Below are 15944 nucleotides of genomic sequence, written 5' to 3'. Positions count from 1 at the left end.
ACCGCTGCCGGCAAGCACCATCTTTTGAATCGTCATAGAGCGGGGCGCCATTTGATGTCTTGCGGCTAATGCCGGGGACGCTCAAGCTCCAGCCGAGACCGAAAGGACCATTCGCTGTCCTGTGCTATATAAAAGAGCCAGTTCCGGCTGCAGGCTCCCATCCGAGCGGACCTGGCAGCCGCCGATGGTTATTCCACTGCACTCATTCGATCGTCGCGAGTTTGACTTCCTGCAGGGTTACGCCACGACCGTCCGATGTACGACTCGTCCTTATACAGCTCTTGAACGTTGGCAGCTTTCGAACGTTCGTGGCGATGGAGTGCGTCAAGGTGACGCATAACTGCCGATTGGATAGTAGACCGCGGGTTAGCATCTCGTAAGGTATGCGAACGGTCCGAAGAAGCGGCTGATACCAAGATCGCTCGCCACAGAAGTCCGCTGTGTGACAGGAACAGTCGTTTGAACGTCGCGATGTCCGAGCTGATGAACGGCGGATCGTGGCCGAACTGTGCCGTACGGCTCGCCCCCTTTGCCGCGCTCCGTCCACGAGTCTTCGCCTCGGCTCGATCCCTTTTGCGTCTGGCGAACGCGAAAGCCGCGGTCAGGGCTCTTTTTTGCTCCTATTCTTAAAGCGGGGATCAGCAACACGGCGCGCTGTTGGCTCCCGCAGACCGTGGCTCGCGTCCCTCGGTCGGGCAGCAAGCCATTCAACTCAAGTCGCGAGCTCACAGCCGCGATTCGGAGATGGACGTGCAACTGCCGGAGGCGACATGTTTCTGTGTTACCTAATTGACCCCGACAGCCGGTCCATGACCAAGGTGAATGATGGCTTCGACCGTGCGGCGGAGCTGACTGGCAGTGAGTGCCCTGAACTCGCCGAATTGTGGAGCGATTTTGCGGACTCAACACTTGACGTTGCGCACTCGCCAGAAGCGGATGAGCAGCCGTCGTTTCGTATACGTCTTTCATTTCGTGGGAAGACGGTAGAGCCGGCGATTAGCGGAAAGGGCGTGTTAATCGCGTGTGGTGAGATCCCTCTCGAAATCGCGCAACAAATACAGACGGCGAAAGCGGTCGCGAAAATGGTCGAGTTCTCACACGCCGGCTATACAGCCGTTGATAGGTGGCTGATGGGTGGTTCTAGCGTGACGCGTGCGCCGGCTCGACGCGCGCATTCGACCGATCGTTTGCGGTTGCAGCAAGACCGGGACAAAGCATCTGGCAAGCGATAAGTGCCTACGAGCGACGAGGGTATTCGATCACTTACTGGTCCTTTCACGGACCAGGTAACACGGCCAAGCGGGTTACGGCTTCCGAAAACCGGTCGCGGCCGACGCCGGCCGCAAGCCACTAAGCCTGTGCTTCGGACGCCTCGCCCGGTAGAAGTGTTTGACGAAGGCGAGTAGCCGTGCGATGGCTCGACAAGCCCATGAGATTGCTCACTTGCTCGTTGGTCTTGCCCGCGACGATATGCCGGCGGCCGAACGTGTTTCTGAGTAAGCGCGGGCTCTCGTCGGCCGCCGACAAGTCCGCGCGGCGTAGAGCTACGCGGACGCATTTCAGCATCGTATCTGGCTGCATCGGCTTTCCACCCGCCGTGGCGATGAAGAGCCATTGCGTTGGCGACTGAATCCGGCTGCGCGCTTCGTGATAGCTGCGCAGTACGTCGATCGCGAAGGCATCGATCGGAACCCGTCGTGCGATCCGAGGCCCGTGCTTGTCGATGAAGACAGTAGGGCGCTCGCCATGCATATCGAGGTCGTCGACGCGCAGTTGCCTAAGTTCGGCGGCCGTAACCCCTGACGCGAGAAACAGCGCCGTGATCGCCGTGTTGCGCAGGTCTTTGAATGCCGCGCCTTCGATTCCAACGCACACCGCTTGTAGCCGCGCATCGTCTTCCGGTGATAGATAGATCGGTGTTGGCTCGTCTTGTGGCCAGTTCTCGTTGACTAACATCTGCGCGGCCGGATTGTCAGCGCGCAGTTCGATGTTCACGAGGTGACGCGTGAATCGGTCGATAAGTTTGAGATAGCGCAGGCGGGTTGTCGTGCCCGGCGCGCAGTCCTGCTCGAGATCGACGAAGAATCCATCGATGTGGTCCGCCCCGAAACTCGCCACCGTCGCGCGGTGCGCGATCAAATAGTCGTTGAACCGCGAGAACATCGAGCGATGCTGGACGATTGACTGGTCCGCAAATGCGCGGCGATCTGCGCCCGTCGCTTCTTCACGCTGCCATTCGGCATAGGCGTCTTCTGGGGTAACAAGCCAAATATCGCCAGCCATAGAAGTCGATATACTGAAATTCGCTCAACCCAAACCCTACAGCGAAGCTACCGCTTCGCCAACCCCAAGCCGCCAAAAACGGGGGTGCCCTCGTCGACCTTGCTCCGGATGGCGTCAAGGCAAGCAGCCGGTCCGCCCACAACGAGCTGCGCGGAACACGCGAGCATCAGGTTGACGCTCAGGCCGAAGTCCTCAATGAGATAGCCGCCCGCACAGTAAGCGCCGTTGCTTCCCGTCGCCGCTGCCTCAACGCGCTGAGCCAGCGTCCCTTCGTTGGATCGATACGCCCATACCGGCTTTCCGAGCGCTGCCGCAAAGCCAACTTCAAAAGCAGTCCCGCTGTCTGGTTCACCGGACCCGCGAAAATCATCGAGGTTCGCCATCACAATATCGGCCGACCGTATCAGTTCGATGTTCGCGGCGTAGATCCACCGCGCGGCGTCTTGCGTTTGAAGCGAGGAGGGCACTTGTCCGTCAAGTGGATAGAGACCAATAAATCCGCGATCGCGGCAGAGTTGCTTGAGGTGCTCGCCGTGTTCCTTCGCGTCGCGGCGGAAGACATCGAAGCCAGCAAGGTAGATGCGCGGCTCGTTCGCGGCGCGCTCGATCGGCAAAGGAGAGGGCGCGATCCTTCCTTCGCGGACTCGGCGCTTGATCCGGTTGAGCTGCTTCTTCACGGCCAGGGCGCTCTTGCCGAGACTATTTGCGATCTGTTCGACCGGTAAGCCCTGATCGAGCAACTCCATCACGGCGCGCTGCGACTTCGTCGGATTTCTTTTGGGCATCAGTTCGTTGCTTCGACTGCAGGGCTGTTGCGACGTGTATGAGCTTACCAACAACCTCGTCGAGTCAAGTGAGTGAGCCTGCTCAACACTAATCGCGACACGCCAGCGGCTGCAGCACGGTCATCATTAACTGGCAAAGAGAAGCGGGCCGACGACCGGTACGTTGAAGCCCTTGGCGGTGCCGAAGCCGTCAGCAGTCGCGGAAGTGGCTGAAGGCGAATGGTCGACGTTCTAGGCGAATCGACCTTTGGCGGCAGAGCCGGACAGATAGGATTAGGGCGCATCCGTGTCCGGCGCCATATTAGAAAGGACAAGTGCCGACCGATTCTCACACTTTGTTTCAATTTGTTGCGTGTCCCGGAAAGCCCCGCCAGCCAAGGATTTCCGCCGATTGCAAACTTCGTGGCGCGCCCTCTCGGTTGCTGCGATGGTAAAGGTTTCAACGGAAGCACCGTTAGAAGACACATGCCAGCGAGGAACCACACCATGCAGATCCAGACGAAAACCAGCGCAGATACGTCGCGTGAAATTAATGTTCGCCGGTCGTCCGCCGTTGGAGCCGACTACGCCGCGGGCACTGTCCCGCAAACACAAGCCGCTGCGCCGGAAAGCTCAGCGGTGACACTTTCGTCGAACTCTGCGCTGCGCGCGTCGACCGCAACTGATATCGATATCGACAAGGTCGCTTCGATCAAAGCCGCGTTGCGTGACGGTAGCTACAGCATCGATTCGAGCAACATCGCCGACGGCATGCTCGGCATGGCGAGCGATCTCTTGCGCAAAGCGCCACGTGAGTAGAGAAATGGGCCGGCGTCTTTTGGGGCCGACGTGTGACCCAGACGCGGTAACGTGATGGATGTGCGGGGAGTCCGGTGCAGACGTGACCGAGCTGCGTAACCGTCAGAGGCGAGACAGCAGGATTTTTTCCGCATCGGCGAGCAGCGCTCGTGCGAACTCCGATGCGAACACATCGTCGTTGTGGTCAGCGCGACCAAGGACTACGGGATTCACGCGCCGCGCCTGCTCAATAAAGGCGGAGCGGGCTGCGGCAGATACAAACGTGACATCCGCAACGATTCGCTCGGCGATATCGTCGACTCGCCCGATTTTGACGCCTTCTTCGGACACGATCGTCGCCGTCGCGTTGATGCCACGTCGGGTTTCGAGGAACGCTATGGACGAGGGGTCGATATGAAAAGTCATCCAATTTCTCCATTGGTAGCGGCCAAGTCAGGACACTCGGCTCACTATCTAGAGTACCGACGCGACAGGATTGTCAAGGCAGCGCCTGGCGCGTCTTGGATGCTCAGTGGGACGTAATTTTGCCGGCAGCGATCGCCTTCGCAAGCTCATCGGCAAGAGCCGCTTGCACCGACGCATGCTTTTCTCGCACGGCCTCGGCGTCCTTCGTAAGTTCTGGAACATCATGGACCAGAGATGCGATCTCTGCATCCCGTGCCGCGGCCAACTCTGCCAGATTCTCTGGCCGCAAGGCGTGTTCGAGGACTCCAGCATCAATGCCAAAATGCTTGCTGATCGCTTCGCACGCATGTACGAGCGCGAAAGACGCTTGCTTTTCCTCGTCTAAGCCTTTGCTCTTAGGGCAGAAATAGCCGGCGTACAGAACGTCGCCGATGATCTCCGTTGCCACCCAGTCGGTGAGGTCTTCTTCGAACGCTCGCGTGTCGCTGCTGGCTGATGCAAACATGCGCAGCGCGTCCGCCTTCGATACCTCTCGCGAATAGATCTCGACGCGGCCGGCGCCGGCGATCGCATCGACCCATACCAAAGCTTTGTCATCGACCGACATCCTCGCGCTCTCTCGTTGGGATCAGAAGAGTTCCTGCTGGGCAAGCGCAAGACCTATCGCTTCATTCTGTTCCGCCGTCAGGTGTCTTGCTTCGACGCGCTCTCGTCGATGATAGATCATCGTTCCATACACGTCCGCCAGTACTCTTGCTCTTGGGCAGACAGCGAAGTCATCCGTCGCCGCCTGCCGCGATCGCCAATAGTTGATGGCGTTCTCAATATCAGTGATCGTGTACTCGTTCATCCCACTAGCAGCCGTTGCTCTCTCAAACGCGGATGATATTCCTCTTCGTCGGGTCTTGTCGCCCAGCCCTCGACGAGCGCATCGCATTTCCCGGTTCCGCGTGAGGGCAACGGCGTTGGCAGAGGGGCGGACGACACCGTGCTAGTGCCTTACTTCGCCTTGCAACTCGATGGCCAATTCCGCAGCCAACGCAGCTTGCACGTTTCCATGCTTTTCGCGGATTGCTTCGGCACCGGCTAGAAGTTCCGGATGGTCATTGAGGAACGAAGCCAGTTCCGCATCTCTCGCCGAACTGAGCGCGGCCACGTTCGCGGGTTCTAGCGCGCGCTCCAACGTTTCGGCGTCGATGCCGAAATGCTCGCTGATAGCAGCGACCGCGTGCAAAATCGGGAACGCCACATCCTCGTGTGCGTCTTTGCCGCCCTCGACGAAGAAGTAGCCTGCGCAGAGCAGGTCGCCCTTGACCTCCGCTGCGACGCGCGAGGCAAGATCGTCCTCAATTGCTCGCCTGTCGTTGCTCGCGGATTCGAACATGCGCAGCGCCTCTTCCTTCGTCGCTTCGCGCGAGTAAATTTCAACGCGGCCAGTTCCGGCGCGTTCCAGTTCGACGTAAACAATTGCCCCATCGAGTTTCGACATATGTTCCTCTGTATTAAGAAATCAGTAGATCGTCGCCCCCCGACGTCAGCTTGTACGTTCGCAATTGGGGCAGACTTCGAGATCGTTAGTTGGCGCCCGGGCGGACGCGCGTGTGTTAGATCGCTTTTCGTGACGTCAGTACCGAAGTGCCCCGTCAAGCTGCTGGGCGGGTCTTCAGTAGCTGTTTGATCCCGTCCCGAGTAAGACTGAGGTTTGCTGCCTTCGCCGACACGATCTCCGTCAGTTCGTCGTCCGAGTAGGCAGCGAGAACCGCGAGCTCCCCCGCATTGAAAAGTGCCTCCATCTCGGACCGATGCCGGGAGTCGACGAAGCGCTGGTAGACGCGCAGGTATTGGGCTGTGGTGGCCTCAGAGAACCCGTAGCACGTTTTGGCGAAGGCAAAAAACAGCCCCGCCCCCTTTTTCTCGGCCCCGGTCAAGCTCGAGCCTTCAGACTTAGCGTTCTCAACGCACTGGTCGACCACTTTCTTCTTGGCCGCCAATAAGGCTTCGCCAGCGATAAAAACATCTACTTTTCGCTTCAACACGGCTTTCGTTTTCCTCTCTTGTTGCCGTTGTGGGACGGGTGTGGGCTTTCATATAAAAGGCAGCCCTCACCAACTCTATCGATGTTTAACGGCACGCAAGGCGGTTTCTTATATTGTCCGGGGGGTAAAGATCTGGGCGACGCAAAGGACCCGAAAGGATGTGGCCGACGACGCGTCGAAACCGTAACCGCTGCACGCGAGCCTGCAAAGGCGAATGCTGTTGCAACTCGCTTTTCCTGCTAATCGTGTTCACAGAAGCGCTAATGTGACCATTAATTCTGCTAGCGTAGCCTGGGAGGGTTGGCGACGCTTGTCGGGGTTTCGATAACGGCCAATCGCGCGACGAGCGTCGGCGAAGTTGCCGGCCTTGCGGAAAATGCTTACTGGTACGGTCTCCAGCAGACTTGATGCACGCGGCAACGATCCGCAGTGGGGTCGAGCCATTCACGTTTCCAACGGGGCGCGGACACGTCGGCGCCGTTCAGTACGCGGCACGGTGGCAGGCGCATTAGCAAAATTAGCGTGCATCAATTCGCTCGACTGCCGCGCTGACGCAACACAGAAAGGGATTCTCCAAACTCGCTCCCAGCCTTTCCTCGCGCGGGTCTCGGGCAGGTTGGCCATTAGCGGTATCTCTGGACATCATTAGCAAGAACAAAGAACACCAACAGCATTCGTCGGTGCAGCGCGCGCAAGTGAACCACTGCAACGTAGGCCTTCGTGGCTGCTAACGGTGTCAAACCGACCTGGGTCTCAATAAGTGGCGTTTAAGGGGGCTTTAAGTGTTTACCCTCGACAATCCCTCCCATCCGGCGAATGCTGGTTTTCTGGAGGAAGTCAGCCGTGAAGCCCGACACTCTGCTACCCGATCCGGCCGTTTTTAGCTCGCCAGGTGAACGTCTCGCCCACTCGCCGGAAGAAGTCTCGAGGCAGGGCAGTAGCCTTCCACCCACGGGGACTCAAGCGACGGCGCCAAAACTCGATGACCTGCTGAACGACTTGTATCGCTGGCTGGTTCGCGCGCTTGGACAGAAGGCTGCACGACGCTTGATGCTGGGAGCACTGCTGCTCGTCGCAGCAACTTCGCTTGGTTTTAATAACCGCGATTTTGTGATCACGTTGCCTGGCGTTTCGACGGTTGTAACGACGATCCGAGAGCCAAGGTTGCCGGTTCTGAACGCTAACGATCGAGCAGTCCTTGTGGCGGATCTTGATGGCGATCCGAACAAGGAAGTGCGTGACTCGTACATTTCGTGGCTGAGGCAGCATGGCATTCGCAGCGTGCCGCTTGGTCGCGCTATCCACGTGCCGATCACGATGACCGATGAGGAGAAGAAGGCAAATACGCTTGCGGCCATTCGGTTCCTTAAGCAGACGAACGCGAAACTCATCATCTGGGGCCGCATGCATCACGTTGGAAATCGTCTCGTTCCCGAGCTTTACTTCGTCATGGTTGGCTCGACCGAGTCTGCAGCGGCCTACGACCTTAAGGACTGGGACTCGGACGGTATGCAAGTCATCAGCCCGCGATTGCGACAGCAAATCGCCCGCGCCTTGAAATTGATCCTTGACGCGGAACTGGCGCAGTTGGCGCGGCAAGAACAGGCCATTCAACAGTTTAGCGGGCGTCTGGCGGAAATGGCGCCGGGGCCGGCCGTAACCTCATCTCTGCCCATCGGAACGGCCACGCGTTGACTGGCAGTTCAAGTTCATCCGGATAGGTTCCGGAGACTGCGAACGGAACGTCCGACGAAGTGAAATTACGCGCGCTTTGCAAGTGAATGTCTGGACAGCGGCAGCGTTCCGCGCATTCGGCGATCCCCATCGATTTCCGTTGCGCTTCAGCGATCGCGAATCCATGCCGTAATGAAGACATGGACACCTGTGAGACTAACCGCCTGTCAAATATATTGTGTAATCCGAATTACGGCGTTTGATCGTAAGCGACGCGCTCGGCAGCGTCTTCGGCGCGGACGGCGTGCGATCGAGCATCGAGCCCGCCACCGAGGCGAACAGCAACCTGCTTCCGGCTATCGACGGAATACAGCCGAACGAAATCGCGCCCATCACCAGTCTGCATTACATCTACGGCCTCATGCTCTGAGACGTTGCGTCACCGCGCCGCGCGCGCCACGTGCCCGAGCCGACCCGTCAGCTTGTCCGAGGCTGACGGGTTTTTCTTTTGGTGGATCGCGGACGCGAGAGGAAAGGTGCACTGGGCAGTCCGTGGCAACGCCCGGATCACCCCAACTTTCGTTCAGACAAATGGCGTGACCGAAGGCCCGAAGCGCATTCGTCAATATTTTCACGCTCTGATTTTTCATCTCCTATGCTTTGAAAACAGGTTGCGACTGCCAAGGCGTCCTCAAACGGCGGCCGGCATCAGCAAGGAGACTTCGGATGCGATTCGTATCGATTCTCGCGCTGGTATTTTTGATGGGAGTTGCCTTCGGCGGATACGACACATGGGAGAAAACTCGATCGAGATGGGCGATACTTAACTACGCGATGGAGCACATGGACGTCTCTTGCAAAGAAGGCGACCACTGCGTTCTTTATTACCCGATCGACGCGACAAAAGGCTTTACTTACGGGCTTGAGAAAGGCGATCTGGCTGTGAGCCCCTTGACCGACGAGCTTCTTCATCATCTGGACGAAACACGAGAAAGCCGTGAATTCTGGACCACGAAAAGCGCCCTGGCACTGACGTTCACAGGCGGCGGGTTGGTGACGAAGGTTGTGAGCGCAGTTTTCGACGTCGGCGCGGGGTGGGCGGCGTTAAAAAGTGAAGGCGCCCTGGCAATTGCTTACGCCGCCAAGAATCCGGTCTCGGCCGCGTTGAAAGCGGTCGCGACGATCGTAGGGTCCGCGTGCGGCTACTACGTCGGTCAAAGCGTGACCGCTCATTTCCTTCGCTTAAGCCCTGACTCCCCAGTGGTGCTCACCTTATTGCGCGACCCGAAAGAGTGGAAGGATTTGCGCCAAATTTTCTTCAGTCGCCGGGTCACGGCTTTAGCCGAATGGAACGCGCATGAGCGAGTCGCCGTCATTTTCGAAGATAGGAAGATCGATTTCTCCGCAGTCGCCAAAGACAATTCGATGATCTCGACACTTCAAGCCCGAACCTCCAATCCCACGGAGCTAACGGTGGCGGACTATGCGCTGCTAGATCGTGCCGAAACAGCGCTAACACACGATTTTGCAGTATCTCGCAACCAGCTAAAAGTAGCACCTCGCAAAAACGCTTTCCCTGCATGGGTGGGCCTGAGCTTTTTCATCGGCCTAGTTTTGCTGATGCTTTGCGCATCAACCGGTGCCGCTATATGGCTTTATCGCGCCTTCCGACGGAAGCCGCCGCAAACGGTGGACGTTTGATGCTTCGGCTTGCAAATAGTGCCGGCCACCCGGCATCCTCAGCTACGTCACGAAGCAGTCGCTATCTCCACACGTAGCTCGGGCCGACCATCACGAGATTCTGCTTCGTCGTCGACGCCGGCTCGTACCACTCGCCCTGCATGCCCTGGTACTTGCCAGTCGTGAGTGCGGACTTGCCGTATTTGAAGCTCGCATACTGGTACGTCGCGTTGATGTGCCAGCGATCCGAGTAAGCGTTGTTTGATCTTCGTACGTCTTTTATGGTTCGCAGCTACGCGAATGCGCGGAACTGCGCGAAATGACTTGCCGAATTCACTTTGGAACCGGCGCCACCTTCAAGAAATGGATGCCTCCGCTTCGGTCGCCCGTTACGAGAGCCCCTGCACGAGGCGCGAACGCGAGCGCCTTTCAAGGCGCGGGCGATTTGCTGTCGCAATCGCGGGCTGATGACTTGCATACCCACCAACAAATGCCGAACAAAGCGCCGGGGCTCCCGGCGCTTTCTTTCGGACCGGGGTGGGTCGACAGCCAAATGCGGGCCAGTTGAACTGCGCGCGTCGCGACTCACGCGGCCCGCAGCGCGACCGCTTGTCGGTTCATTAGCGCTGCACCGAGAAAGTCGGCGCCCTCGCCGCATCTTTCAATGGTGATAATTCGTATTATCACCATTGCAACCATTGCGATGCAGAATATTCGACGAAATTGGGCAAACGTCGCCTCTAGTTGCGCAAAAAGAGTTGGTCCTCGGCCAGGATTACCATCGGGCAACTGTCGAAGGCGGACCTCAACCGTGGCCCGTAGCGGCGGCTACCACGTGGTAGATATAAGATGATTGCCAAACCGCTGCAGGCAACGAGAAGGGCGCGCCTGTCGATAGAACAGAGAAGGTTCGGACATTTCTCAGGATGAAGCGGTGGCTTGACTGCGCGCACGACTGGAAGTCGAGCAAAATGTAAAATCGGGGCGGACCCTTAATAGTTTCACGGGAAACCGGGTTATAAGCGGTTGAAACGACAAGCTAGCTAGCCGCTTACATAAAAATGATAAATAGATTTATGTCAAATTGTTGTGCCATCGCAGAGTGCTCCGCCGGTCAACGCGGTTGACCGTGACGGTTCCTCGCTATCGTCACCCGAGAAATCAAGCGGCCACCGAAGCGTCCGCGCACGTCCGCTAACGCAGCGGTGCGCGCAGTGACGGCGCTGCAACGACTTCCCGCGCGCCTTTCCGCGCAGTCCCGCACCGAAGGTGCCTCTCAAGCTTGGGATTCTTAAGGACGTGCTTGCCCGAGCGGCGTCGCTCGAACTGAGCGAGCGAGACGCTCGTAATGGCATCAAGCTCTGGTGCCGCGGCCAACGCTACTGGACCTGTCTCATTGAAGGCAATGTGCGCGTAGACCTTACCGGTGCGAATGCTAGCGCCGTTACCGCGGTCGAAGCCGTTTCCTGACTGGTCCCGATACTCTGCGTCCAACTTGTGATGACGTCGAGTATGAAGCAACCGTTTTGCTGCGTTCGCCCCGGTTCAGCTGCCCTTTGAGCAGCGAGCTGTGCGAATCCCATCGTGCGTGCCATGTTACCAGTCGCCTTTATCACCGTCGCCAAGCCCAATGTGCAATCGGTTCGCTGCGTGACCGGGAAGCCCAACCAAAGGCGACAAAGTTGACAAACGCGACAAATGCGTTCAATGTGTTGGTATTGTGTCTCGCACGAGGCCGAACCATGTCCAAACCAATGCCCGCCATGGATTTCCCTGAAATCACCGCTGAAGACGCTCATCGTTTCGAACGCGCCGTACGCATCGATGACGAGGATGCCTTCATCGCCGAGCTGAACGCGTTGATTCGAGAGAAATTTGCTGAGGCTGCACCCTCGCCGCTCCAGACCACCGCGGACTTGAGAGCGAAAGCGCGCGCGCTTCGTGCAGAGTCCCCTTGGCAGCCGTCGGCGACCGATGTGCAGCGCGGACGCGCAGCGCTGTTGCGCGCATACGATGCACCCGGGAACATTCCGCTGACGGAGTTTGCCCGGTTCGCACACAAGTCGCGCCAACAGATTTATAAAGATCTGTCAGCACAGCCTCGGCGCCTTCTCTCATTAGACGTGGGTCGTCGGGGTCAGCGATTGCCCGACTGGCAGCTTGATCCGCTGAAGCTTAAATTCACGCGCGAGGCGCTCACCCGAGCGGCGTCAGTTGACTCATGGACGCTCTATCGTGCGCTGTCGTCTCGAAATGACGCGCTCGGTGGTCACTCACCTATCGAAGCCGTGACGCCGGGCAACTTCGACCAACTTGTCGAAGTTGTGCTGAACGCGGTCGGTGTTCACGGCGAGGAAGCGGTTTGACTTTGTCGATTCCAAGCCGAGTCGTTGCGGCCGGAGAACTGCTCCAACACATCAGCCGAGTCGAATACGCCGCCACGCCGCTCTATTTTGGTACACGCTCCACAAATCGATACGACGATCCGACGGGTAGCTATGGGGTTCTGTACCTGGGCTTCGACCTTCCGACAGCATTGATGGAGTCGGTTTTTCATCAGCACCAGTGGCACCGAAGCCGTTCGCGGACCATTACGCTAAGCGAGATACGTGGACGCATTGTGCGTGCTGTCGGTGTAGTCGATCGACTGAACTTGGCCGACATGACCGCACCAGGCGTAATGGCGCGGGAGTTCGGCCTCAATCTCGGCCAACTCGCGAGCCGACGTTACATCCACACGCAGCGTCTCTCTCGGCAGATTCACGAGGCGCTCGACAACACCGGCACCCCAGCCTTCGACGGCCTGCTCTATCCCTCGCGGAACAATTTTCCCGCGACATGCATCGCTCTCTTCCACCGGGCACAAGCGAAAGTCGTGGTGGTCGACGATCTCCCGCTGGCGCAGCACGTCGACTGGCCCGCTTTCGTAGGTCAGTATCGCATTGGGGTGGCCAAAGTTTGAAGCCGTTGACCGCCCCGAGCTCGCAGACGTCCATTTTCCAGTCTATCATCAAATAAAGGTAGAATTCCTAAATAAACATCGATCACTTTCCTTATGTCAAATGGTCTCGATCATAGTCGCGAAAGGCCCTAACGCAGATGCCGCAAGCAGATGATGCAACATGCGATTTTCAGGAAGGCGCCGCGGACCGCGAGCCGCTCGACTCGCGTGCGCAGGCGGCGAAAGTCGTTCGAAGAGGGAATCCGCGCCTCGCGGCGGGTGCACACACCGGCTAGACGCCCTGCTCGCCAATCTTGAAGGACCGATCGCGACTCTCGGACGAGTTAGCGCATGATTCTACGCGCTGCTCGCATCTACTCGCGAGATGCGGCTAGAGGGGATCGCGGCGAAAGCGCGCTGACGCGCCGGACAGGTCTGGCCGCGTAATGATTGGCTTAAACTTAAGTGCAATGTTCGCCAAGAGTTCGACAAGCCGCTGTGCACTGCGTGGTCTGCGCGCGTCGGTGTTTGGGTGCGCGTCAGGCAGCTGTGCCCGCGCTATCGATCGCTTCGTTGAGCTGGGCGACATCAACTGGCTTCGTAAAATGGAAGTCAAATCCGGCTTCGGCGGTCCGCGCACGGTCGTCGGGCTGCCCCCATCCAGTGATGGCAATCATCGTCACTTCCCTTGTTGCAGGCATCGTTCGTATGCGACGCGCGACATCAAGTCCGCTCATCCCCGGCAAACCGAGGTCGAGCAGAACTACTTCGGGGTCGTAGTGACGGAGAATATCGATTGCTTCCTCACCCGAATAGACCGTGCGCACCTCGTGTCTCTCAAGCTCAAGGAGCGCCGTGAGCGCATCCGCTGCATCCACATTGTCGTCAACGACCAGTATGCGACGCCTCACAAGCGCCGACACAACGGCTGGCGCGTCACGCGCTGGTGCCGGCGAGGCCACCACCCGAATTTCGGCCGGGAGATGAATCGAGAAACAACTTCCTCGATCTTTCCCGGCGCTCGACGCCGTCAGACGGCCCCCATGCAGCTCAACCAGCGACTTCGAAAGCGCAAGGCCGATCCCAAGGCCTCCTTCGCGATGGTGATCGCGATTCACCTGCGAAAACATCCGGAAAATCGCCGACAGCTTGTCGGGCTCGATCCCGATCCCATTGTCGGCGACCGACAGCACGATCTCTGCGTCTTCTGCCGTCGTTGCCAGTTCGATGTGCCCACCCGGTGGGGTGTACTTCGCGGCGTTCGTCAGCAGGTTGCCCAGCACCTGAGCGAGTCGGAGGCGGTCTGCTTCGACGTGCAATGGCCGCGGGGGCGGTTTCACAACGAGCTCGTGCGCTTTAGCTCCGAGAATCGGCCTTGCGATCTCGACTGCCTCGTCGACAACTTCCCGGAGGGACACGACCTCCTTGCGCAATGTCAGCGCTCCGCGCGTAATCCGTGACACGTCAAGCAAGTCGTCCAATAAGAGCGCCATCGCTGCAGACTGGCGACGCAGCACTGTGACGCACCACTTCCTGCCCTCATCCGTCAGTCGTGGTTGCGCAAGTATCTCCGCCACCTGTCTGATCGGCGCAAGGGGGTTGCGCAGCTCGTGGGCGAGCGTGGCGAGGAACTCGTCCTTGCGCCGGTCTGCTTCCTCGAGCGCCCATTCCGCCCGTACCCGGGCCGTCACGTCACCAAACCAAGCGACCACCGACCCGCTCAGTGACGCGGCAACGACGTGGAACCATTGATCACCCTCTGCTTTATCCACGCGCACGTCAAAGGCGTCGCGCCCGTCGCGTTCCGCAAGTGGCGCAAGGCGGCTAAGCAGCAGGTCCGCATCCCACCCAGCTGGACTTACATACAACGTCGAACTGCCGACTATAACCCCTGCGGCGGGGTTGAAGAGCCGTGCGGCAGCCTCGTTGAGGTAGTCCCACCGAAGCTCCGCGATGTGGCCGTCCCGCAGCACGGGAGTAACGATGAAAAACGGCACCCCGGCAGTGTTCAACGCAACGTCGAACCGATGGCGCGAATCGCGCTCGACCTGCAACACGCGCGCCGCCGCATCACGGGTCGCTGCTTCGGCTCGCCCGGCACGTTGTGCCATCTTGGCGAGTTGCTGACCCGCAACGACGAGGAATGTGCCCACAACCGTGTACGCCAGCATCACAATCTGGTCGGCATGACCCGGAACAACCAATTGGCCAATCGGGTCCATCCACAGCGCACCAAACAAGATCCCAGTTAGCAAAAGCAGCGCTCCGGAGGATGCGCCGAATAACACGGTGATGAAAGGTAGCGAGGCACTAATGAGGAGGAACGTCAGCCTTCCGTGCGCAAACATGGTCAACGATTGCTGCGCGAGCAAGATAGCGATTGTTGAACCAACGCCGAAAACGAGTCGCTTCCTGAGAGAATATTGTGCGATTCGGACGATCATCGAGCCTTCTCCCTCTGTGAAGGATCTGTTCTTACGCATTAAGCATTCCCCATACGGAAACGTATTGGGTGCATCGAAAAAAATGCCGGGCTTTCAGGCCCGGAGAGTCGAAAGTAGATGAGCAGCTAGGCCGCTGTACGGACCTGGAGCAGCATACCCGGATCGAACTAGTCAATCCGGCCGTCATGCAGATGGATGAGGTGACGCAGCAAGATGCGGCGCTCGTTGAAGAAGCGTCCGCAGCGTCGCAGTCTATAGCCTTGCAGTCAAGCACGCTTCGTGAGCTGGTTTCGACTTTCCGCCTGCCCGATCCTCTAGCTGGATCTGTAAGTATTTCGGCTCGTCCTGCCGTCGGAAACCAGCGTCCGGTCGCGAAGCGAAAGTTCGTTATTCCGCGCAAAGCGCCTGTCACAACAGCCAGCAATGCAGGCAATGCAAACCGGCAGAGCATTTAGCTCGTGGCATTCCAACCCGGGATAAGAGGCCCGATGCCTTAAGCGGCAGTTGCTCGCAGCGAGTCGAACTATCTGTCGATAATTTCGCAAAACTCGCGCCCTCGACCGACACCAGATCGCCTGCCGTGAGAAGATCGACGGCGACTTAACCGGCCTTGCTGTTCATGACGCAGTCACTGGAGCCCAAGGATCTCGCACAAGGTTCAACGTTCCGCTGCATCCGATCGAATTTCATCGGCGGGGGCTTAGGAAAGTCGCTCCAGTGCCGATAAGATGAAGCATGGAACAACACCATCTGTCGCCCTCAGCCGCTTATGAACTGTTGCTGATCGACGCGGATCTTGAGCATCTGCACCGCGCCGTCGCATTGGAAGTCGCGGCCGCATGACCGGTTCTGCCACTTACTTACTGGCGGCGTCGTGTCACGCGAATTCTCGAAGCGC

The 15944-nt window shown here is 58.5% G+C and carries 15 protein-coding genes and 4 pseudogenes; 9 read left to right on the top strand and 10 right to left on the bottom strand.

Features of this window, described 5'->3' with window-relative positions:
- Window positions 1–19: 19 nt before the first annotated feature.
- Window positions 20–106 (bottom strand): annotated as a pseudogene (locus AWB70_RS39735) (SpvB/TcaC N-terminal domain-containing protein); the annotation flags it as partial.
- Window positions 107–809: 703 nt separating this feature from the next.
- On the opposite strand from AWB70_RS39735, the gene AWB70_RS21610 reads away from it, so the two are divergent.
- Window positions 810–1232, top strand: coding sequence for a hypothetical protein (locus AWB70_RS21610; RefSeq protein WP_143281678.1), 423 nt, complete (start codon window positions 810–812; stop codon window positions 1230–1232).
- 118 nt (window positions 1233–1350) lie between these two features.
- On the opposite strand, the gene AWB70_RS21605 is transcribed toward AWB70_RS21610, so the two are convergent.
- Both AWB70_RS21605 and AWB70_RS21600 read right to left on the bottom strand, forming a co-directional pair.
- Window positions 1351–2283, bottom strand: coding sequence for a tyrosine-type recombinase/integrase (locus AWB70_RS21605; protein ID WP_060854188.1), 933 nt, complete (start codon window positions 2281–2283; stop codon window positions 1351–1353).
- A gap of 47 nt (window positions 2284–2330) precedes the next feature.
- A complete protein-coding gene (locus AWB70_RS21600; RefSeq protein ID WP_060854187.1) occupies window positions 2331–3068 on the bottom strand; it encodes a nucleoside 2-deoxyribosyltransferase in 738 nt (245 codons plus the stop codon).
- 486 nt (window positions 3069–3554) lie between these two features.
- Between AWB70_RS21600 and flgM the strand changes: the two genes are divergently transcribed.
- Window positions 3555–3866 (top strand): flagellar biosynthesis anti-sigma factor FlgM, encoded by a 312-nt coding sequence (flgM, locus tag AWB70_RS38815; RefSeq protein WP_063786791.1) that lies wholly within the window; start codon window positions 3555–3557, stop codon window positions 3864–3866.
- 102 nt (window positions 3867–3968) lie between these two features.
- Here the strand turns inward: flgM and AWB70_RS21590 are convergent, their stop codons facing one another.
- The 5 genes from AWB70_RS21590 to AWB70_RS21570 form a co-directional block, all read right to left on the bottom strand.
- Window positions 3969–4271, bottom strand: coding sequence for a hypothetical protein (locus AWB70_RS21590; protein ID WP_053572566.1), 303 nt, complete (start codon window positions 4269–4271; stop codon window positions 3969–3971).
- Window positions 4272–4374: 103 nt separating this feature from the next.
- A complete protein-coding gene (locus AWB70_RS21585) occupies window positions 4375–4878 on the bottom strand; it encodes a hypothetical protein (protein ID WP_053572565.1) in 504 nt (167 codons plus the stop codon).
- Between the two features lie 21 nt (window positions 4879–4899).
- Window positions 4900–5121 carry a DUF3717 domain-containing protein gene (locus AWB70_RS21580; protein ID WP_053572564.1) on the bottom strand — a complete coding sequence of 74 codons (222 nt, stop codon included), beginning with the start codon at window positions 5119–5121 and terminating at the stop codon, window positions 4900–4902.
- A gap of 141 nt (window positions 5122–5262) precedes the next feature.
- Complete coding sequence (locus tag AWB70_RS21575) at window positions 5263–5760, bottom strand: hypothetical protein (protein ID WP_053572563.1); 498 nt, start codon at window positions 5758–5760, stop codon at window positions 5263–5265.
- A 154-nt stretch (window positions 5761–5914) separates the two neighbouring features.
- The gene (locus AWB70_RS21570; protein ID WP_053572562.1) at window positions 5915–6307 is read right to left on the bottom strand and encodes a hypothetical protein; all 393 of its coding nucleotides are present in this window, start codon (window positions 6305–6307) and stop codon (window positions 5915–5917) included.
- 843 nt (window positions 6308–7150) lie between these two features.
- Here AWB70_RS21570 and AWB70_RS21560 point away from each other — a divergent pair.
- The 6 genes and pseudogenes from AWB70_RS21560 to AWB70_RS21540 all read left to right on the top strand — a co-directional run bounded on the left by AWB70_RS21560 (window position 7151) and on the right by AWB70_RS21540 (window position 12623).
- Window positions 7151–8002 (top strand): hypothetical protein, encoded by an 852-nt coding sequence (locus AWB70_RS21560; RefSeq protein ID WP_143281677.1) that lies wholly within the window; start codon window positions 7151–7153, stop codon window positions 8000–8002.
- 238 nt (window positions 8003–8240) lie between these two features.
- Window positions 8241–8411, top strand: coding sequence for a hypothetical protein (locus AWB70_RS38810; RefSeq protein ID WP_159680280.1), 171 nt, complete (start codon window positions 8241–8243; stop codon window positions 8409–8411).
- A 296-nt stretch (window positions 8412–8707) separates the two neighbouring features.
- Entirely contained in the window at window positions 8708–9682 is a 975-nt protein-coding gene (locus tag AWB70_RS21555; RefSeq protein ID WP_053572560.1) for a hypothetical protein, read from the top strand.
- A gap of 1218 nt (window positions 9683–10900) precedes the next feature.
- Window positions 10901–11131 (top strand): annotated as a pseudogene (locus AWB70_RS21550) (ProQ/FinO family protein); the annotation flags it as partial.
- Between the two features lie 272 nt (window positions 11132–11403).
- On the top strand, window positions 11404–12027 hold the full coding sequence (locus AWB70_RS21545) for a hypothetical protein (RefSeq protein WP_060854184.1): 624 nt from the start codon (window positions 11404–11406) through the stop codon (window positions 12025–12027).
- Window positions 12024–12623: an RES family NAD+ phosphorylase gene (locus tag AWB70_RS21540; RefSeq protein ID WP_053572559.1), complete on the top strand. Its 600-nt coding sequence runs from the start codon at window positions 12024–12026 to the stop codon at window positions 12621–12623. Before AWB70_RS21545 ends, AWB70_RS21540 begins: the two co-directional genes overlap by 4 nt.
- A gap of 128 nt (window positions 12624–12751) precedes the next feature.
- Here AWB70_RS21540 and AWB70_RS39335 read toward each other — a convergent pair.
- Both AWB70_RS39335 and AWB70_RS21535 read right to left on the bottom strand, forming a co-directional pair.
- A pseudogene (locus tag AWB70_RS39335) lies at window positions 12752–12850 on the bottom strand (IS5/IS1182 family transposase); the annotation flags it as partial.
- 291 nt (window positions 12851–13141) lie between these two features.
- The gene (locus tag AWB70_RS21535; RefSeq protein WP_053572558.1) at window positions 13142–15046 is read right to left on the bottom strand and encodes a hybrid sensor histidine kinase/response regulator; all 1905 of its coding nucleotides are present in this window, start codon (window positions 15044–15046) and stop codon (window positions 13142–13144) included.
- A gap of 143 nt (window positions 15047–15189) precedes the next feature.
- On the opposite strand from AWB70_RS21535, the pseudogene AWB70_RS39330 reads away from it, so the two are divergent.
- Window positions 15190–15501 (top strand): annotated as a pseudogene (locus AWB70_RS39330) (methyl-accepting chemotaxis protein); the annotation flags it as partial.
- Between the last annotated feature and the right edge of the window lie 443 nt (window positions 15502–15944).

The organism is Caballeronia cordobensis, from assembly GCF_001544575.2.
GTDB lineage: Bacteria > Pseudomonadota > Gammaproteobacteria > Burkholderiales > Burkholderiaceae > Caballeronia > Caballeronia cordobensis.
This window is presented reverse-complemented; position numbering and strand designations above follow the sequence as displayed.